At 46.5% G+C, this 20,446-nt stretch carries 10 protein-coding genes, 1 tRNA gene and 3 pseudogenes; 5 read left to right on the plus strand and 9 right to left on the minus strand.

The features are described 5' to 3' along the window. Positions 1 to 7 precede the first annotated feature (7 nt). A complete protein-coding gene (gene purL / locus OIM59_RS10315) occupies positions 8 to 3,715 on the plus strand; it encodes a phosphoribosylformylglycinamidine synthase (protein WP_303896519.1) in 3,708 nt (1,235 codons plus the stop codon). A 230-nt stretch (positions 3,716 to 3,945) separates the two neighbouring features. Here purL and OIM59_RS10320 read toward each other — a convergent pair whose 3' ends face one another. The 4 genes from OIM59_RS10320 to OIM59_RS10335 all read right to left on the minus strand — a co-directional run bounded on the left by OIM59_RS10320 (position 3,946) and on the right by OIM59_RS10335 (position 11,765). Beyond that, entirely contained in the window at positions 3,946 to 5,121 is a 1,176-nt protein-coding gene (locus OIM59_RS10320; protein WP_303896521.1) for a TlpA disulfide reductase family protein, read from the minus strand. 9 nt (positions 5,122 to 5,130) lie between these two features. Then, positions 5,131 to 6,546, minus strand: a complete 1,416-nt coding sequence (locus tag OIM59_RS10325) for a RagB/SusD family nutrient uptake outer membrane protein (protein ID WP_303896522.1) — start codon at positions 6,544 to 6,546, stop codon at positions 5,131 to 5,133. A 25-nt stretch (positions 6,547 to 6,571) separates the two neighbouring features. After that, a complete protein-coding gene (locus OIM59_RS10330; protein ID WP_369695929.1) occupies positions 6,572 to 9,790 on the minus strand; it encodes a SusC/RagA family TonB-linked outer membrane protein in 3,219 nt (1,072 codons plus the stop codon). 196 nt (positions 9,791 to 9,986) lie between these two features. Then, positions 9,987 to 11,765: a helix-turn-helix domain-containing protein gene (locus OIM59_RS10335; RefSeq protein ID WP_303896524.1), complete on the minus strand. Its 1,779-nt coding sequence runs from the start codon at positions 11,763 to 11,765 to the stop codon at positions 9,987 to 9,989. 395 nt (positions 11,766 to 12,160) lie between these two features. On the opposite strand from OIM59_RS10335, the pseudogene OIM59_RS10340 reads away from it, so the two are divergent. From OIM59_RS10340 to mobV, 3 pseudogenes are all read left to right on the plus strand, one after another. Beyond that, positions 12,161 to 13,389: pseudogene (locus OIM59_RS10340) on the plus strand (tyrosine-type recombinase/integrase). Further along, positions 13,386 to 13,756 (plus strand): annotated as a pseudogene (locus OIM59_RS10345) (hypothetical protein). Before OIM59_RS10340 ends, OIM59_RS10345 begins: the two co-directional pseudogenes overlap by 4 nt. A 629-nt stretch (positions 13,757 to 14,385) precedes the next feature. Further along, positions 14,386 to 15,684: pseudogene (mobV, locus tag OIM59_RS10350) on the plus strand (MobV family relaxase); the annotation flags it as partial. Between the two features lie 99 nt (positions 15,685 to 15,783). Here mobV and OIM59_RS10355 read toward each other — a convergent pair. Both OIM59_RS10355 and OIM59_RS10360 read right to left on the minus strand, forming a co-directional pair. After that, on the minus strand, positions 15,784 to 16,416 hold the full coding sequence (locus OIM59_RS10355) for a DUF362 domain-containing protein (protein WP_303896526.1): 633 nt from the start codon (positions 16,414 to 16,416) through the stop codon (positions 15,784 to 15,786). A gap of 73 nt (positions 16,417 to 16,489) precedes the next feature. Further along, on the minus strand, positions 16,490 to 17,338 hold the full coding sequence (locus OIM59_RS10360) for an AraC family transcriptional regulator (protein ID WP_303896527.1): 849 nt from the start codon (positions 17,336 to 17,338) through the stop codon (positions 16,490 to 16,492). A gap of 510 nt (positions 17,339 to 17,848) precedes the next feature. On the opposite strand from OIM59_RS10360, the gene OIM59_RS10365 reads away from it, so the two are divergent. After that, the gene (locus OIM59_RS10365; protein WP_148331068.1) at positions 17,849 to 18,868 is read left to right on the plus strand and encodes a branched-chain amino acid aminotransferase; all 1,020 of its coding nucleotides are present in this window, start codon (positions 17,849 to 17,851) and stop codon (positions 18,866 to 18,868) included. A gap of 206 nt (positions 18,869 to 19,074) precedes the next feature. Here OIM59_RS10365 and OIM59_RS10370 read toward each other — a convergent pair. The 3 genes from OIM59_RS10370 to OIM59_RS10380 all read right to left on the minus strand — a co-directional run bounded on the left by OIM59_RS10370 (position 19,075) and on the right by OIM59_RS10380 (position 20,443). Then, positions 19,075 to 19,147: transfer RNA gene (locus OIM59_RS10370), tRNA-Trp, on the minus strand. Positions 19,148 to 19,220: 73 nt separating this feature from the next. Continuing rightward, the gene (locus OIM59_RS10375) at positions 19,221 to 19,817 is read right to left on the minus strand and encodes a uracil-DNA glycosylase family protein (RefSeq protein WP_303896530.1); all 597 of its coding nucleotides are present in this window, start codon (positions 19,815 to 19,817) and stop codon (positions 19,221 to 19,223) included. After that, positions 19,814 to 20,443 carry a hypothetical protein gene (locus OIM59_RS10380; protein ID WP_022353345.1) on the minus strand — a complete coding sequence of 210 codons (630 nt, stop codon included), beginning with the start codon at positions 20,441 to 20,443 and terminating at the stop codon, positions 19,814 to 19,816. Before OIM59_RS10380 ends, OIM59_RS10375 begins: the two co-directional genes overlap by 4 nt. Between the last annotated feature and the right edge of the window lie 3 nt (positions 20,444 to 20,446).

Here is a 20,446-nt window from a genome sequence, read left to right on the forward strand (position 1 = left end):
AAGTGCTATGATTCTATTTTTCAGAACACCCACAAACAGTGTGATTGCCACAGAATGCAATCAGGAGCTGAATGCTGAAGACGTCAAGAAACTATGCTGGCTTTACAGCGACGCTACTGTGGAAAATGAAGACAACCTGAAAGGATGGTTCATCGGTCCACGTCGTGAAATGATTACCCCCTGGAGTACAAATGCAGTAGAAATCACCCAAAACATGGGGCTCACGGGCATCCGCCGTATCGAGGAATATTTCCCGGTAAAGGACGAGAACGCCGACCATGACCCGATGCTGCAACGTATGTACCACGGACTGAATCAGGACATTTTCACGGTGGACATCAAACCGCAGCCTATCATATACATCGAAAATCTGGAAGAATACAACGAAAAGGAAGGTCTGGCGCTGTCACGCGAAGAGATGGACTATCTGCTGAAGGTGGAAAAAGACCTGGGCCGCAAGCTGACCGACTCGGAAGTATTCGGCTTCGCACAGATTAACTCAGAGCACTGCCGCCACAAAATCTTCGGCGGTACATTCATCATCGACGGACAGGAAATGGAATCTTCTCTGTTCCAGATGATCAAGAAAACCACTCAGGAAAACCCCAACAAGATTATCTCGGCCTACAAAGACAACGTAGCCTTCGCCGAAGGTCCGGTGGTAGAACAATTCGCTCCGGCCGACCACTCTACTTCTGATTATTTCATTATCAAAGATATCAAGACCGTCATCTCACTGAAAGCGGAAACTCACAACTTCCCGACTACCGTAGAACCGTTCAACGGGGCTTCTACCGGTACCGGTGGTGAAATCCGCGACCGTATGGGTGGTGGTAAAGGTTCCTGGCCGATTGCCGGAACTGCCGTGTACATGACTTCTTATCCACGTACGGACGAAGGACGCGACTGGGAAAACATCCTGCCGGTGCGCAAATGGTTATACCAGACTCCGGAACAGATTCTGATCAAGGCTTCCAACGGTGCTTCCGATTTCGGTAACAAGTTCGGACAGCCGCTGATTTGTGGTTCTGTACTGACTTTCGAACACGAAGAGAACAACGAAAAATATGCTTACGACAAAGTCATCATGCTGGCAGGAGGTGTAGGTTACGGTACACAGCGTGACTGCCTGAAAGGCACCCCGGAAGCTGGAGATGAAATTGTCGTACTCGGTGGTGACAACTACCGCATCGGTCTGGGAGGTGGTTCCGTTTCTTCTGTAGATACCGGACGTTACTCTTCTGGCATCGAGCTGAACGCCATCCAGCGTGCCAACGCCGAAATGCAGAAACGTGCCTACAACGTAGTACGTGCCTTGTGCGAGGAAGATGTGAACCCGATTGTGTCTATCCACGACCACGGTTCTGCCGGACACGTGAACTGTCTGTCTGAGCTGGTGGAAGACTGCGGTGGTCTGATTCACATGGACAAGCTGCCTATCGGCGACGAAACCTTGTCGGCCAAGGAAATCATCGCCAACGAATCGCAGGAACGTATGGGCTTGCTGATTGAAGACGAGGCCATCGAACATGTACGCAAGATTGCGGAACGCGAACGTGCCCCGATGTACGTGGTGGGTGAAACGACCGGCGACCATCGCTTTGCCTTCGAACAGGCTGACGGCGTGCGTCCGTTCGACTTGGCCGTAGACCAGATGTTCGGTTCTTCTCCGAAAACTTATATGGTAGACAAGAGTGTGGAACGTCACTATGAAAACGTTTCTTACGATGTGACCAAACTGAATGAATATTTGCGCCGTGTGCTGCAGCTGGAAGCCGTAGCCTGCAAGGACTGGCTGACCAACAAGGTAGACCGTTCCGTAACAGGTAAGATTGCCCGCCAGCAGTGTCAGGGCGAATTGCAGTTGCCGTTAAGCGACTGCGGCGTGGTAGCCCTCGACTACCGTGGCGAGAAAGGTATCGCTACTGCACTGGGACACGCTCCGCAGGCTGCCTTGGCCAATCCGGAAGCCGGTTCCGTACTGGCTGTATCGGAAGCACTGACCAACCTGGTATGGGCTCCACTGGCCGACGGCATGGACAGCATTTCTTTATCAGCCAATTGGATGTGGCCTTGCCGCTCACAGGAAGGGGAAGATGCCCGTCTGTACAAGGCTGTGAAAGCATTGTCTGATTTCTGCTGCGAACTGCAAATCAACGTACCGACCGGTAAGGACTCCCTGTCCATGACTCAAAAATATCCGAACGGAGAAAAAATCATCAGCCCGGGAACCGTCATCGTTTCTGCCGGTGGTGAAGTTTCCGACATCAAGAAAGTGGTTTCTCCGGTCATGGTCAACAAACCGAAATCAACCTTCTATCATATCGACTTCAGCTTCGACCAGCTCCGTCTGGGTGGTTCTGCCTTCGCACAGTCACTCAACAAGGTAGGCGACGACGTGCCGACCGTACAGAACCCGGAATACTTCCGCGATGCCTTCATGGCCATCCAGGAACTGGTCAACAAGGGATTGATTCTGGCCGGACACGATATCTCTGCCGGTGGTCTGATTACGACCCTGCTGGAAATGTGCTTTGCCAACGTGGACGGCGGTATGGAAATCAACCTCGACAAAATTAAGTGCGACGACATCGTGAAGATTCTGTTTGCTGAAAATCCGGGTGTAGTGATTCAGGTAGCCGACAAGCACAAAGCAGAAGTCAAGAAGATTCTGGAAGACGCCGGTGTGGGTTACGTGAAGATTGGTGTGCCGACCGAAGAACGTCACATCCTGGCTACCTTCCACGACGCGACTTATCAGTTCGGCATCGACTACTTGCGTGATGTATGGTATTCTACTTCTTACCTGCTCGACCGCAAGCAGAGCATGAACGGCTGTGCCAAGAAACGTTTTGAAAACTACAAACAGCAGCCGCTGGAATTCGTATTCGACAAGTCATTCACCGGCAAGCTGTCACAGTTCGGCCTCAACCCGGACCGTCGTACACCGAGCGGCATCAAGGCAGCCATCATCCGTGAAAAGGGAACCAACGGTGAACGTGAAATGGCTTACATGCTGTATCTGGCTGGCTTCGACGTGAAAGACGTGACCATGACCGACCTGGTCAGCGGACGTGAGACACTGGAAGACATCAATATGGTAGTTTACTGCGGTGGATTCTCCAACTCCGACGTGCTTGGTTCTGCCAAAGGATGGGCCGGAAGCTTCCTGTTCAACCCGAAAGCCAAAGCAGCCCTCGACAACTTCTATGCCCGCGAGGATACCCTCTCACTGGGTGTCTGCAACGGCTGCCAGCTGATGATGGAACTGGGACTGATTACTCCGGAAGACAAGAAGAAAGGAAAGATGCTGCATAACGATTCCCACAAGTTTGAATCTGCCTTCCTGGGCGTGACCGTACCGATGAACCGCAGCGTGATGTTCGGTTCGCTGAGCGGCTCCAAACTGGGTATCTGGGTGGCTCACGGAGAAGGTAAGTTCTCATTGCCTTATCCGGAAGACCACTACAACGTGGTACTGAAGTATTCTTACGACGAATACCCAGGCAACCCGAACGGTTCAGACTACAGCGTGGCTGGTATCGCCAGCCAGGACGGACGTCATCTGGCCATGATGCCTCATCTGGAACGTGCCTGCTTCCCGTGGGAAAATGCCTACTATCCGCTCGACCGCAAGAACGAAGACCAGATTACTCCGTGGATGGAAGCCTTCGTCAATGCCCGCAAGTGGGTGGAAGCTAACCGCAAGAAATAATCCGGAACTGCCGGAACATGATACAAAATGGAGGTGCGCTTGAAGTGTACCTCCATTTTTGTATCCTTCCTCCCGACCGAAGTCAGGAATCCCCTCCTCTCTACACCTGAATGAATCCCTTCATTCCATAAAAAACGGTGCACAAATCCGATTGCTCAGATTCATACACCGCCTGTATTCGGAATCCCCCTTACAGGGGTTTCCATCCAAATTCTCGTTTAGTTCAACTCTTACTGGAACAACTCCTTCAATTTCTCGGCCAAGGCCTCACCGCGCAAGTTCTCGCCCACCATTACTCCATCTGCTGTAATCAAATACATGGTCGGTACGAATTTCACCTTATAAAGTGCGGCTACTCCTGTTTCGTCCAGAAAGTTCGGCCAAATCAGTCCTTCTTCCTTCAACGCCTTTTCCCAGTCGGCTTTCTTCTGATCGATGGAAATGCTCACAATTTCAAAACCTTTTCCACTGTACTGCGCATAGAGTTTCTTCAAGTTCGGAATTTCTTTCCGGCACGGATTGCACCAGGAAGCCCAGAAGTCAATTAGCACATATTTCTTGCCCTGACGCAATGCAGAAAGCGACACTTCCTTTCCGGTTTTGTCCTTCACCTTGAAATCGGGTACCACCGTACCTTCCTTTCCTGCCGGATAAAGTTCCTCTTTCACTTTCTGTCCGTAATAAGACTGTTGGGCCGCGGGAGAGAGTGCTTCGTACCACGGTTTCATGTCCTCGCTCAGGTAACTGGTAAACGAAATCATCATCAAAGGTCCCCAGAAAGAATCCTTGTTGGCCATGACTACCTGATGGTACAATGAGTCTACCGTAGTAAAAAATACCTTATCGGCAGCTGCTCTGGCCTTACCCTCCTCGCTCTGCCGCAATTTCTGAATCTTCGCCTGGTCTTTGACCTGATAAGCTGCCATCATAAGGCTGTCGAAGGCGGCAAATTTACGGCCATTAAGCGCATACAACGAGTCCAGATACGTCCGCGCAGACAGCAACGAATCATAACGCGCACTCAGCGGAGAGCCTTTTACCGCCAAAGAAGACAGATTATAGGAAACTCCCCCGTCAGATTCCTTCTTGGCCACCAGCTTTCCCGTAACCTCCATCCGGGTATTTTCCAGCATAAGGCTTCGCGAGCCGTACGCATCTTTCACCAACAGATGGAAAGCTCTCGGCTCTTCCATTTTTCCTGTAAACACAAACTGTCCGTTGACCACCGTCGTATCGGCAAAAGGCAGCTCACTATCATGGCTGACCGGCACCAGCTGCACATGTGTGCCGTCGGGCAAACCTTCAATATTACCTTTCAACACATAGCCATCTACCGCAGGCTGGCTGGTACATGCCATTGCCATCAAGCCCATAGTGGCCATACAAAAGAAATTCTTCATTTTCATAATTCGATTTTATTTAGTGACGTTTTGTTCAATTGTTCCGTTTCCAGGATTATTGAGTGCCCCGGCCGGGAAAGGCATGGTCCACAAATGAGATGTCGGGCTCAAGGTATACTCCTTCCCCCCATAAGTCTTGGTCAGCGTCCGGGCATACGTACCTTCCTGATTATAACGGCGGGCATCCGCAAAAGGCACGATAGAGAAAATCAGTTCATTGTCCTTGGTGCGACGAATCTGCGACAGCGCCTCTTCCAAAGTGGAAGCCTCAGCCGGACGATAAACTTCGGGACGGATACGGGTAATCCGTACGGCATTCAACGTATTCATCGCTTCGGAATAATCGTTGCCTTCGGCCAGCCGTGCCTGACACTCTGCCTTGATGAGATACACCTCACAGGTGGTCAGTCCTCCATGATTGAAATAGCCCGACTCCAGCGCCTTGTAATACGTATCATTATTATCCGTCTTCAACTTCCAACGCGACAGAAAACGGGCATCCCCTTCCTCGAAACGTGCCGCTCTTTCCACCGGAATATTCTTTTCGTAACTATCGTACACTGATTGTTCCCCAAAGCGCAGGTAATAGTTCTCCACATAATCGTATTGCATAGGAGTGGCAATCTTGTCATAATTGTCTGGATCGTCAATTGCAGCCTTATGCTCTTCATAAAATGCGTTCCAGTCGTAAAGCTGGTCATTCTGTGCCAAAGCCAGGTCGGCATAACGCAGAGCCTCACTGTAATTCTGCATCTGCAAGTACACACGAGCCAACAAGGCATAACCTGCCCCCAAGTTGGGATGAATGGCCGTCATGGACTGGGCCGGCAATCCCATCTCAATAGCCTCTTTCGTATCCTGAATGATGAAGTCATACATATCCTGAATGGAAACCTGCGTGTAAGGCGCATCAATCTCCGCACTGGTAATTAGGGGTACACTGCGCTTTTGGGCAGCCGTTGCCGCATCGTACGTATCGGCATAATAATTGACCAGCACATCGTAGCAAAGCGCACGTATCACCTTGGCATACGCCATCACCTCGTTCCGCTCGGCATCTGTCGCCTCAGTGGCCGTAGGCACATTCTCTACAATCAGATTACAGCTGGAGATGGCTCCATAAAGCACGTAGTAAGTTCCTTCATCGGAATTATTCAGCACAATACGGTCGGCCGATTCGTCCCACATATAGTTGGCACGGCTCAAGCTCGGCGTGTTCACCTGCGAATTGGTCAGATATACATCATTCAACAGATACAAGGCATTTGTCACAGGAGTACGGCTGATGGTGTACTGGTCGCGGAGCAAAGCCTCAAAATCGGCCAGCGTAGTAGGAATCTTGTTTCCTTTCGGTGCAATGTTTAAATAATCATTGCATGAGCTGAGCAACAGGCAAACCAGCGCAGCTCCCCAATATAATATCTTATTCATACGTTTCATGCTATAAAAGTCGAGGTTAGAAATTCAAATACACGCCACACAAGTAGTTAGGTCTGGCATAGCCACCCAGCAAATATTTCGCATTACTGCTCTTGGCCCCCATAAACACGTTTTCCATACCCAACATAATGCGCGCATTCTTTACATACAGTTTGTGGCACACACTGGCCGGAATACGATACGTCAACGACAGGTTTCTCAACCGCCAGTTGGTAGCATCCAACACATTAATAGAGGAATAGGCATACATACTCTCATAGTTATAGTTATAGAGTTCACTTTCTGCCGAAATATAACGCGGCACATTGGTATAAGCCTCATCCCCCGGTTTCCGCCAGCGATTTTCGATGTCTTTGCTTACCGGACTCATGCCAGAACCAATGAAAGCCACATTGGTATTCCGCATCTTGTGTCCTCCTTCAAATAAGAACTGTGCTGCCAATTCCCAGTTCTTCCAGCGCAGATTCGTGTTGACAGAACCATTATAGACCGGCACAGTGGTTCCCAGATAAACCAGGTCCTCAATCTCGGGAGGAGTCATATCGGTGTACAGATTTCCCTTGGCATCATACACCTGCGGAGTACCCGTCTCGCTCAATCCGGCCCACTGGTATCCGTAAATCGCATTGTACGGATTTCCCACACGCGGATAGGCAGTGGGGTAATCAATCACCAAATATGCCACCGGCGCTTCCACATTGATGTAAGTCACCTTATTCTTGTTGTAGCCTAGCACCCCACTCACATTCCAGTTCCAATCATTATTCCGGATAATATCTCCCGACAAGGTCAGTTCAAATCCCTTGTTTGTCATTTTTCCGTTGTTGATGGGATACGTACTGTATCCCCATCCCTCCGTTGGCACTCCATTGGTATCGGCCAGCAAGTCTGTACCCAGTTTGTTATAATATTCAATCGAACCGTTCAACCGGTTTCCCAGCAAAGCAAAATCCACACCAATATTCAAGGTAGTGGTCTTTTCCCACCGCAAATTCGGATTCGGACGACTGGAAATCGTTCCCTGAATACCTCCCACCTGATTATTATTGTTATAATAAGCAATCATGTAGGGAGCCGAATTCTTGGCGATATTACCTCCGATACCGTAGCTGGCACGCAACTTCAGCATATTGACCCATGGCACCTGGAAAAACTTTTCCTGACTGATGTTCCACCCCGCTCCTACCGACCAGATAGGACGCTTCTGGTACTTCGAGCCTGTAGAAAACAGATTGGTCTTATCCCAGCGGATACTTCCGCTCACCATGTACTTCCCATCGTAAGTGTAAGCCGCATTGCTATATACAGACACATAACGGTTGACCAGTTCACGGATATAAGCAAAATTCTGCTGCCCGAAATAAGCATACCCCCACTGTCCGCTGAAATTACTCAGTTTCCCGGCGTCAATCAAACTATAAGTCAGCAGCTGCGGATCGTAATTGTAAAGTGTACGGTCGTCATAGTCCAACTTATCCTCCCGAGTTTCCGTACCCAGAATCATGGTCACGTCGTGCAGCTCGGCAAACGTTTTGTTGAAATCCAACTGTTGACGAAAGTTATAAGCATGTTTCGTATTGGAAGAGGTAAAATAAATATTTCCATACGGCAAGGCAAAAGTCGATGTACCGTCGTTATTGGAAGTAGAGAACGTGTTGACCATATTGCGTACTTCATACGAATCCTTGCTTTTCAGCTGTTCGTTCTTGTATTCCGCATATTCATACTGGAAAGAAGCCGTATATTTCAACCAGTCGGTAAACCTGAATGTCAGACGTGCAAACGTTCGGTTACTGAAATCACGGTTCTTGGTCTGATTCATCTTCATCTCATCCAGCGGCGTGATATCCAGATTATACAATCCGTTATCGTGCAGCAGATTCAGGTCATACACACTATAACGGTCGGCTTCCGTATTCGTGTAATACGCACCGTCACCATTCACCAATCCATCGTAAGGCATATAAGTATATCCCGGTGAGAGAAGGCTGTAAGACTGCGTGGTACCTTTACCGTAATTCAGATACGTCCCCACCTCCAACGTCAGCCAGGAAGTCATTTTCGTAGAGTTCTGCAAATTGATGCCGATAGTTCTGTTTTCAGAGAATTTATCCTCCAGCTGATTGTTGCGATAAGAAACAGATGCATTGAACGTATTCTTCTCCGTTCCTTTCCCGATATTCAAGTTATACTGTTGGGAAAAAGGATTACGCTTACCGTACTTCTCCACGTCCCGATAATAGCGGTATCCCTGAGAAGCCAGCCCTGCCAGATTGCTTTCCATCTGATTTCTGGAAATACGTCCCGCGTAATAATTCAGGATATTACGGATACCCTGGCTTGGATAAGACATATTATCGAGTACCGTCTGCGCATAATTTTGCGCATCAGCCCCACTCAAGTGAGGATTCTGACTGGCCCACTCTCGCTCCAGTTCCACCATCGTAGCCGAACTGGCCAGGTATTTATCCGCATACGTAGCGTAAGGCTGTACGGTCAGTGTAGCAGAGAAAGACACATTCAGTTCGTCCTTCTTGGCCCGCTTGGTCGTAATCACCACCACGCCGTTCGCCGCACGTGCTCCATAGATAGAAGTAGCCGCCGCATCCTTCAATACAGTAATGCTTTCAATATCTTCTATATTCAAATCCGGAACACTCTCAATCCAGTTCCCGTATCCATCGTTCGTGGTTTTTTCCACCGGGAACCCATCAATTACATACAGCGGAGTAGTCACTCCGTTCATGGAAGTCACGCCACGGATTTTCCCGTCACTATATCCAGCTACACGCCCCTCCAACACGGAACCCATGTCACTGAGACGCTGTGTTTCCAGTTTCTGCGCATCTACTTTTGAGAATGCCCCTGTGGCACGCTCCTTGGAAATTGTCTGATAACCGGTTACTACCACCTCGTCAAGCAATTCTGCTGAAGGCTGAAGCACAATGTAATAATCATCCGTTCCTGTCAGTTTAACCCGTTGAGTTTTATACCCCATATAAGAAGTCTCAATCTCCTTCGTGCCCCGCGGAAGCGTCAGTGTGAAATGCCCTTGCATATCCGTGATAACGGCCGCAATCGAGCCTTTGGGGTCTTCATTCACCTGCTTGACGTGTGCAGCAGGAAGCGGTTCCTTGTTTTCATCCACTACAATTCCATGAATGGTACGCTCATGCTGGGCATAAGCCGGAAATGCGGACAAAGCCAGCATAGCACACAATAGCAGAAAGCTCATTTTGAACCGAATGTCGTGTAATACGTTTTTTCCCATACTTATATCTTTTTAGAAGTTATGAACTGATGTCTTCCCACATTCTTGCAAGTCTCCTATGTGCAAAAATGTAAAAAAAAGATATAACATTGATATTAAACGCGCATCCAAATTCGACAATTGCCGCATTTGAATAACATTTTGTTAGAGAAAGAGACTTTCAAGCATTTTTATGCATCGATATCACCTTGTTACGGTACTGTTTGGGAGGAATACCCACTGTATTCTGGAATATCTTATAGAACGTACTCATGGAATTAAAACCGACTTCCGAGGCCACAGCTTTGAGCGGAATGTCAGTTTCCGGGTCGCTCAGCAGACGGATGGCCTCATTGATTCGGTAATTATTGACATATTGCGTGAAATTCTGCTGTGTCTGCTCATTAATGACTTGCGACAGATACGTCCGGTTCGTACCCAACAAGTCGGCTACCCGCTCCTTGGTCAGCAGATTTTCTTTATAAACCTCTTCTTCCTGCATCAATTTTTCCAAACGCTGGAACAAGGAGTTCTTCTTTTCGTTCGTCAACGAAGAAGCTGCATACTTCTCCCCTACAGAAGACACCGGTACAACAGACGCTTCCTCTTGTTGCTTCCGAAGTGAGGAAATAACCTCTTTCAACTGCTGCTCTTTCCGAATCGCCTCCTGATGCTGACGGACAATACTGGTGTACAACTGGTTCTGCCGCCTGTAACGATACCATAAGGCAAAAACCACCAACAGCACAAGAACCAGAATCCCCATGAGCGCCTGCTCCTTTTTCTCCTTTTGCAACAGAACCAGCTTGTTTTTCCGGATTTCATTTGCCTGATGTTCCGTATCATACTTGATACGCAGCTCACTCAACACCTTTTCTTTATCCGTATTGAAAATACTGTCTGTCTCCTGCTGAAGCTTACGCTGCCATGCCAATGCCTCAACATACTGTCCCATATTCTCATAGCAGACCGACAATGTATTAATCACCTTGTTCCGATAAATCTCACAATTCTCTTCTTTAGTGAACGCCAACGCCTTGAACAACAAATCGATGGCCTGCCGGTTTTTACCCTCTTCTGCCAAAGCTATGGCATATTCATTCAGCAACAGCACCTTATACGAAGTCTGATTCATGTCATTCAAGGCCAATCCTTTCTTATAGTATTCGATGGCCTGCTGCCGATTGCCTTTGGCAAACTCAATCATCCCATAAATGGCATATACATTTCCTTGGTTATAATACTCATTTTGTTTCATGATGAATTCCGCTTCCTTGATATAGGACAAAGCCTTGTCATAGTCATGAAGCAGATAATACATATAGGATGCATTCAAAGCCCCAATAAAGATAAGGTAGGACGAATTCTGCTCGTGCCCCATCTCATAGGTCTGCAATGAATAAGTAAGCCCAGCCGGATCTTCTTTCAAGAAGTAGATACTGGAAATATTCCCGAGCAGAATGGCTTCCAACTCTTTATAGTGACACCGATGTGCGGCTTCCAGTCCCTCAAAAAAGTAATGTAAAGCAGAGTAATAGTCTTTATGGATATTGCTGGTATAAAGTCCCATTCCATTATACACAGAGCACAAGGCAGAATCATTCTTCTCACTTTTTCCCAACAGCATGGCCTGCCCCAGATGATTTATTGCTGAGGTATCTCCCAGCATGACGTATGCCTGCCCCAACCCGATATGGGCATATAGGATACTGAATTTATAATCTTGATTTTTATATCCCAGCTGGAAAAGTCTCTCCCCATATTCGATAGCTCTCCGATAATCAGCTTTGTATAAATAGAGGAAACATAAATCTTTTAAAGCTTTCGTATCTTCAGGATGACATTTCAAGACCGCTTCCTGCTTCTGAATGGCAGGAAGAATGGTTTCTTGTGCAAGTCCACGCACTGACATACTCACAAACAAGAAAAGGAACGTTATGTATTTCATTATCCAATTCATCCAGATACAATTTATTTAATATGACATTTCACCAGACAAAAAATGACATTCATCGCATTTTGACACTCTATAAACAATTAAAAAACCTTTTTGGCGCCTTTAAAGTCAATTTAATTTCGTGCAAACTTACGGAAATTCTCTGGAATAACCGCCGAATTGCAGCAGATTAACGCAACAGGATTTGATAATTAGGGAGTTAGAGGAAAACGCAGAAGTTGGGCAGACAGTTGAAAACCGTCTTAAAACAGATTAAAGCAAAAGAGCGGTTTCCTAATCATTACCCGATGAAAGTGCAGATTTAACAGTTCCTGTTTCATTTTGCGGCGTTCTGCGCAGCTTTGCTTATCAATAGGTAACTCGTTGATTTATAGTTTTGCAACCAAAAAGAAACGAGTATGGCAAGAAGCACATTCAAGGTGCTGTTCTATGTGAACGGCAGTAAGGAAAAGAACGGAATTGTCCCCATCATGGGGCGGGTTACAATCAACGGAACGGTAGCACAGTTCAGCTGCAAGCGGACTATCCCGAAAGAGCTTTGGGATGCCAAAGGGAACAAGGCAAAGGGCAAGAGTATGGAAGCGAGGGAAACCAATCTTGCGCTTGACAACATCAAGGCTCAAATCATCAAGCATTACCAGCATATATCCGACCGTGAAGCGTATGTAACGGCAGAAATGGTTCGCAATGCCTATCAGGGATTGGGCGGTGAGTATGAAACACTGCTCGGTGCTTTCGACAAGAAAAATGAAGTGTTCAAGAAGCGTGTCGGAAAAGACAGGGTCAGGGCTACCTATATGGCAAGGGTACGGGTAAGAAACCATGTGGCAGCATTCATCAGGTCACATTACAAGCGGAACGACATCTCCATGCCTGAACTTACGCCCGACTTCATCAAGGAGTTCGCCGTGTTCCTTTCCAACGAAGCCGGACTGCACAACGGTTCGATATGGGAAAACTGCATGTGGCTGAAAGGTGTGGTGATGCGGGCACACTTCAACGGACATATACCGAGAAATCCGTTTGTCCAGTTCCATATAAGCCCGAACACGAAAGAGCGTGAATATCTGACGGAGAATGGCTGAAAACATTGATGGAATTTCAGTTCAAAGACCCCAAGAACTCCTATCTCCGTGATATTTTTGTTTTCGCCAGTTTTACTGCCCTCTCATTCGTGGATATAAAGGAATTAAGCAACGACCAGATTGTGGAAGTGAACGGTGAGAAATGGATTATTTCCAAACGACACAAGACGGGTGTACCGTTTCAGGTGAAGCTGCTGGATATTCCCTTACAGATAATCGAGCATTACAAGGCTTTTCAGGAAAACAATCTTGTATTCCCCAATCTCAACTATTGGTCAATATGCAAGCGTATGGGAAAGATGATAAAGGAATGCGGTATCACCAAGAAAATCAGCTTCCACTGCTCAAGGCACGGGTTTGCGACCCTGGCTCTCAGCAAAGGAATGCCAATCGAGAGTGTCAGCCGTATTTTGGGGCATACGAACATTGAGACCACCCAAACATATGCGAAGATAACCGTACAGAAATTGGATAGTGACCTTACAATACTGGGCGACAAACTGAGTAAATCATTCGGAAACGTAAAATTGGCAGAGATATGAAACGGGAAATAATCATAACGGACAGCTATGTAGAATTACCATACCATCTGACACAGGTAATATATGGATGAATGAAATGGAGCTGGTAGAGCTGTTCGGGGCAATCGCCCCGACGCTCCGTGCCGCCATTCGTGCCGTGTACAAGTGTGGAATTTTTAATCTTCTTGAAGCTGAAAAACGTATCAAGCTACCCAACGGCTATTATGCGGACATGTATGCCTTGCCGATGGTGGTGGCACTCGCTTTCCGCATTGACACGTCAGGTGCCGCAACGGTTCGCAATGCACTGCTGGAAAGATTGTGCCAACGAAAAGAAAAACAAGTCCTGCTGGTGTCAGTGAATAACAGAATGCCGAATGAATGTTAGAATGAACTTTTTATGTTCAGCCATTTGATGATTAACGGTTTAATCTGACGTAGTGACGACATGAAGTCATTGAATCTGTAAATCAGTACGTCAGTCAATCTGTAATTATCTGCAACAACCAGTCCCCGAAGACGTGCATATTCCACGACTTCGGGCTTTTTTATCTCCTTTTACCTGAAAGAGCCACCCGTTTATACTGCATTTTCTTTTGGCATGACCTATTTTGCGCCGTTCCGCATAGATTTGCGTATCAAGATTTTACCGACACTTCCGTAGCTTTACAACCATGTTTAACCCGTTGCCGACAGGATGTAGGCAACACTAAAACCAGTATCAAGAATATGGAAAAAAAGAAGAATTCATTCGCGTAAGTACAACTCTCTACAAGATTGTGAACCAGTCCCGCATTGACGGAGGCTATATGAAGAAGGTACTCTCACAGGCTTTTGAGAACAGAAAAGCCATAGCTTATTAGGGCATTTTCTTTACGCAGTGCAGGCACCGCTAAAAATGCCCCAATGAGCCAACGGGGTTACACCCCTCTGGACACCCCCGTTTGCCATGCGGCATGACCGCAACGGACGGAAACCAACAAACCAGATTGTCAAACCTGAAAACGAAAAATAAGCATGGGATATATAAGCATTCAAATCAACAAAGCGAAAGGCTTGGCTGACACGGGCGCATCCGACCACATAGAACGTAAGAGCATACCCAAGAACGCCGACTCGACACGTACACATCTCAACCGTGAACTGGTGGAGTTTCCTGATGGAGTGTCCGACCGTACCGAAGCGATAAGTCACCGTATCCGTACGGCAGGTATCAAACGTAAGATCCCCCCCGACCAAGTGCGGGCAATTAGAATCGTGCTTTCGGGTACGCACGAGGATATGACGAGAATACAGGACGGGGGCAGACTTGACGAATAGTGTAATGACAACCTGCAATGGCTACACTGTACATTCGGCAAGGAAAATACAGTTTCGGCAGTCCTGCACATGGATGAGCACACACCGCACATTCATGCCACGGTCGTACCGATAGTAACAGGAAAGCGCAGGAAAGCCAATACCGTGCGCCTGTGTGCCGATGACGTGCTGACACGTGATAAACTCGTTGCCTACCACGACAGTTACACAAAAGCAATGGAGAAATATGGCTTGCAACGTGGTGTGCGTGGCTCGGAAGCACGCCATACGACAACCGCCCAATACTACCGTGATTTGAAACGGAAGACGGGTGAACTTGAAGCCAACATGCGGCAGTTACAGACCGAGCAGCAACAGGCAGAGCAACAGCTTGACGAGGTAAGGCAGGAGGTCAAATCGGAGAAACTAGAAGCAGCCAAGACGGAAGCGAAAGCCGCATTCGTGGCAAAGGTCGGTTCTCTTTTGGGTAGTGGTAAATTGAAAGAGTTGGAAGCCGACAACCGTACCCTTCAAGGCGAGGTCGCCGCCCGTGACGAGAGCATCGAATTGTTGCAACAACAGATGGAGCGACAGCAGGAGGAACACAGCCGCCAATTTATGGAGCTGCAAGCCAAGCACCGCAGGGAAATGGCGGACAAGGAAGCGGAACACCAATAGGAAGTGTCATTTCTGAAATCCATCATCATGAAAGCCCAAAAATGGTTTCCGCTGTTCCAAGAGTTGGTGTATATGGAGAAGTTTTGTCTTAAAGTCGGTTTCAACGAAAGGCAGACCGCCACGCTCATCAGCGGCAAGCCGCTGTTCAATGAGGGCGAACTCTATTCGGAGGAACACAGGCGGAAGTTTAAGACTGAAAGGGCAGGTTTCCAAGTGGTGAAAAACCTGACAGACAAAGCTAAACTTGCGCTTGCCATCAACGGGCAACTGATTGGTGAGTGGTTCAAGGAGCAGTTTGACAAGTTGTCCTCGTCCATTAGAAGGACGGTTACACCGTTAACAAAAAGCAAAGACTGGAGTTGTAGTTTTTCTCAGTATAGGCAGCAAGCTGTTTCGAGGATACCGAAATGGCTTGCTACACTGTTATAGGTGATATGTCTATTTCCGATGGAGGACATGAATCAAGGAAGATACCAACAATAATATGCCAAGCTTGTAATGCAACAATCCGATGGGTGTATGTGCCCCCTTTACACACGCAATTAACCATATACCCGAAATTGCCACTATTGGAAAAAGCACGGACAATAGAATAGTTACCCAGCGATGGTTGGCAATTCCTTTTGATGCAAGTGTTTTGTACCAAAGCCTGTGACGTTTTACATGAATTGCCGTTGACAATAACCAAAGGACAGATGCTAATGTATGGGCAGCTCCCCAGTTATGCCATACTTCATGATTTGTACCATATCCGGCGATATGCAGACCTATTCCGGTAATGGCTGAAGCTAAAAACGCCATCGGCAATAGCCGTTCTATACGAAACGATGTCCTTCTATTCTTTTTGCGGTTAGAAACGGTTTTATCCAGTTTGAAAAACACACCGTTAGGACAGGTTTTTATACATTTGCCACACCCGATGCAAGCATCGGCATTCTCAAACATTACATGTTTATGCAAAAAGAAACCTGTTTTGCCTATTACTTGTTTCGGACATTTTTCCACACATTCCCAACATGCCATGCATAAGTGTGGGGTCATTGCGACATACGCAGTTGTTATTCTTTTCATTGCCTTTATTTTTTCTGCAAATTTAAGTGGTTTGGCACGAAAAGGATATGGGCAGAACGAGGCTATACTTGGATTATTCAAGGTTTCTTGCCCTGAATGCACTTGGGCTTATACCTGTCGTTTGTGTAAATATACGTGAGAAATAGGCATAGTCATCTATACCAAGGCTGTTGGACACTTCTTTTATGGCGTAATCCGTATGGACAAGCAAACGTTTGGCTTGCAATATCAGTTCATTTCTTATATAGGAGGTAGCACTGATTCCTGTGACCTCCTTGACCACTTCATTCAGGTAAACAGGTGAAATGTGCATCAAGGAGGCATAATAGGACGGAGAGCGACTGATGGCAATATGCTCGGTCAGCAAATGAAAAAACGACAAAACGATTTCAATATGCCGATGGCTGTGCCTTACCCGTTTCAATCCTATTTCCCGTACAGATTCAGCCACAATGTTTATATAAGCTTCTGCCAGCCTTCTCACCGTTACCTTTGTCAGCACATCCGTCATGTCATTTATCCGGGCTGCAAGTATCGATGCCATCTGTGTCAGCTCGTTCATTTTTCGTTCATCTGCCTTAACCGATGAAGCAAGCAACCGGAACTCGTCAAAAATCCGTTTCGCTTCACAACCGACAAAACTGCTGTCAGCGAAAAGCACCCATCCGATTGTATCTTTTGAACTAATGAAACGATGTACTTGCTTTGGCTGAATAAGAAACAAATCTCCTTGGGTAATGGCAATTTCTTTGAAATCTATGACACAATGTCCCACCCCTTTCTCAACTACCCCAATGACATAATAGTCATCTTGATGAGCATATACTTTTGGGGCATCATTGTCTTGTGAGGGAGTGAATTTATGAAGGCGTATGCCAAATTCGGAAAGTGCAAAAGCCCTATGTTGCGGAAGTTGCTGCATATTTTCTATAATAATTCATTGACAAAGATATGAAATTGATACGGCAATAACGACAAAACAGCCGTTTTTGTCATTATTTGCTTGGATAAAACTGAACGCAAAAGTAGATAAATTCAATTTCCTTTCGTATTTTTGCATCCATAAGAGTTACCCGAACAAGCAAAACGATGCAGACCACAGCGATTGGGACGGTTGCCAACTCATTACCCAAAAACAAAGTAATTCTTCTAACTCTCTTGATTTCAAAGAGGTATATTCCTTATACAGATTTACGGAAAAACTTTGGCTTTACACTGATATCACCTGAAATTTTGACTATATCCACCTCTGGGACCATTCAAAGCTACTTTCTCTCAAAAAACTTTTTCATTTCAAAATGAGGAGAATTCCTTTACCTCCTTTCATTTACGTCAAAAAAGAGCACTTTTGTATTGGATTTTGTAAATATAAACCGTACTTTTGCTTGCTAGCTTATAAAGACATTCAAAAAACTTATAAAAATAGATAACCATGAAAGAAATAGACTGGTCGAATCTGTCCTTCGGATACATGAAGACAGATTACAATGTACGTTGCTATTATCGCGATGGGAAATGGGGAGAACTTGAACTCTGCTCAGAAGAAACACTGAACATTCACATGGCTGCCACGTGCCTGCACTATGGACAAGAAGCCTTTGAAGGCCTGAAGGCTTATCGCGGAAAAGATGGCAAGATTCGTATCTTCCGTCCGGAAGCCAATGCAGAGCGTTTGCAGAGCACTTGCCGCGGCATTCTGATGCCGGAACTCCCGACCGAAACATTCTGTGAGGCTGTAAAGAAAGTAGTAAAAGCCAATGAACGCTTCATTCCTCCATACGAAAGCGGTGCTTCTCTTTATATCCGTCCGCTGCTGATTGGTACAGGTGCACAGGTGGGTGTACATCCAGCCAATGAATACCTCTTCGTCATATTCGTGACTCCGGTAGGCCCTTATTTCAAAGGTGGATTTGCAACGAATCCGTATGTCATCATCCGCCAATATGACCGTGCTGCTCCACTGGGGACCGGTACATACAAAGTCGGCGGCAACTATGCAGCCAGCCTCCGCGCCAACAAAATCGCACATGATGCCGGATATGCCAGTGAGTTCTATCTGGATGCCAAGGAAAAGAAATATATTGACGAATGTGGTGCCGCCAACTTCTTTGGTATCAAAAACAACACCTACGTCACTCCGTTGTCTACTTCTATTCTGCCTTCCATCACTAACCGCAGCTTGATGCAGCTGGCTGAAGACATGGGATTAAAAGTAGAACGCCGCCCAATTCCAGAAGAAGAACTGACCACTTTTGAAGAAGCCGGTGCCTGCGGTACAGCTGCCGTTATCAGTCCTATCGAACGTATTGATGACTTGGAGAATCACAAATCTTACGTAATTGCTAAAGATGGAAAACCAGGTCCTATCAGTGAGAAACTGTACCACAAGCTGCGCGCCATTCAATATGGAGACGAAGCTGACCCATACGGATGGGTAACAGTTCTGGATTAAACAATCACGCAAAATACACAAAGGGTCCGAAACTTCTCTCACATCGTTTCGGACCCTTTATTTTTACATTAATCCGTCACTTCCCATCCTGCTAAAGCTCTCCCTCCACAGGCGTTCCAGGTCAGGAAAATTCATTTGTCCGAGATTTGTCCGACCTATAAACAGACAAAAGCTGCAACTTATTAAGTTACAGCTTTTTATCTCGGCACGGGAAGAGAGACTCGAACTCCCGACACTCGGTTTTGGAGACCGATGCTCTACCAACTGAGCTATTCCCGTGTTTGCGGTTGCAAAAGTAGTACAAATTTTGGAAACTGCAAGAGATTCTGCCAAATATTTTACCGTCTTTTTCTCACAACAAAGATAAACGGCTGAACATAAGGCGATAATATTCTGCTTTTTTTTCCAACTTCAATGGATAGGCACGACTGGAAGAAGGCATCCGAAACAAAGATAATTTACGATCTCTGAAATAAAACGTACTCTCTCCTCCCACCGTCGGCTCTTCTGCCTCCATTTGCTCACACAATACATCCGTTGCTTTCTGCCCAGTAGTAACCACTGCCCGACATGCAGGAAGTTGCTGAAGAAGCAAGCCTATATCGGTAGGGGTCACCACTTCCAGAAACTTATCAGAAGCATTGTCTTGCAATCTGCGGACACACGAAGCTGTATCATACAAAGCAATCCCCTTTTCTTGCAGAAAACTTACAATACGTGCCTTGTCAAAAACTTTCTCCGGACTAAGGAAATGTTCTTTATCTCCAAAGAAAATAAGCCCGAAAATACGCCACATATCATTTTGAAGATTCGGATAGAAGAAATCCATGCTCCATCGTTTTTTCTGTGGAGGAAAGCTTCCTAACATCAACAAGACCGCATTCTCCGGCAAAAAAGGCTCCAGCGGATGACATTCCACTCCTGAAAGCAGATTCTCGTTCACTGTCATGCCTTCGGTTTCGGTTCTTTTTTAGCCAGCAACACAATCTTATAAACGTATTCCGTCATCCATGCCTCCGAATAACCGAGCGCATGCTGATACTGACGAATATTTCCACACGTTTTACGTACCCCATCGTCTTTCCAGTCCACCTTAGTCAGAATGTCATGTACGGCCTTTTCCGTCATATTGCGCAACAACTTCTTGAAGACTCCAGGTGTGCGAAACTTCCATTGCATCAGGTTTCCAATCACCATCATCAAATCCTGACTGAACCCTTGGAACATAAACAGATAATTCTTTATATCGTTCACATTGCGGCAGTTACGCTTAATAGACCCGTCTATTTCCTTAAAGAAAGATTCCTCCAACCCATAAATATCCATCAACATCTTACGGCAACGTGCACGCTCCGCAATCCCCAACTTATTGTTCTGAGTTGGTACCTTCAACGTACGTTTGAATACAGCCAAATCCGGCAAGAAATGAATATTACTGATACCCAACTGAGCCGCCATGACTGCCTGATAATACACACGAATCAAGGTCATGAAATCTTCCATGCCACCGACACGTACCGTTTCGTCAGCTCCATCGGTAGTTTTTTTACCAAAAAGTTTCGAAAATATACTCATAAT

Source organism: Bacteroides mediterraneensis (assembly GCF_025993685.1).
In the GTDB taxonomy this organism is placed as follows: domain Bacteria; phylum Bacteroidota; class Bacteroidia; order Bacteroidales; family Bacteroidaceae; genus Phocaeicola; species Phocaeicola mediterraneensis_A.

Bases quoted from the DNA above. Each gene is read 5' to 3' on its own strand.
- purL (WP_303896519.1), top strand. From the start codon at position 8: ATGATTCTATTTTTCAGAACACCCACAAACAGTGTGATTGCCACAGAA.
- OIM59_RS10320 (WP_303896521.1), bottom strand. From the start codon at position 5,121: ATGAAAATGAAGAATTTCTTTTGTATGGCCACTATGGGCTTGATGGCA.
- OIM59_RS10325 (WP_303896522.1), bottom strand. From the start codon at position 6,546: ATGAATAAGATATTATATTGGGGAGCTGCGCTGGTTTGCCTGTTGCTC.
- OIM59_RS10330 (WP_369695929.1), bottom strand. From the start codon at position 9,790: ATGAGCTTTCTGCTATTGTGTGCTATGCTGGCTTTGTCCGCATTTCCG.
- OIM59_RS10335 (WP_303896524.1), bottom strand. From the start codon at position 11,765: ATGAATTGGATAATGAAATACATAACGTTCCTTTTCTTGTTTGTGAGT.
- OIM59_RS10355 (WP_303896526.1), bottom strand. From the start codon at position 16,416: ATGAAAAGAATAACAACTGCGTATGTCGCAATGACCCCACACTTATGC.
- OIM59_RS10360 (WP_303896527.1), bottom strand. From the start codon at position 17,338: ATGCAGCAACTTCCGCAACATAGGGCTTTTGCACTTTCCGAATTTGGC.
- OIM59_RS10365 (WP_148331068.1), top strand. From the start codon at position 17,849: ATGAAAGAAATAGACTGGTCGAATCTGTCCTTCGGATACATGAAGACA.
- OIM59_RS10375 (WP_303896530.1), bottom strand. From the start codon at position 19,817: ATGACAGTGAACGAGAATCTGCTTTCAGGAGTGGAATGTCATCCGCTG.
- OIM59_RS10380 (WP_022353345.1), bottom strand. From the start codon at position 20,443: ATGAGTATATTTTCGAAACTTTTTGGTAAAAAAACTACCGATGGAGCT.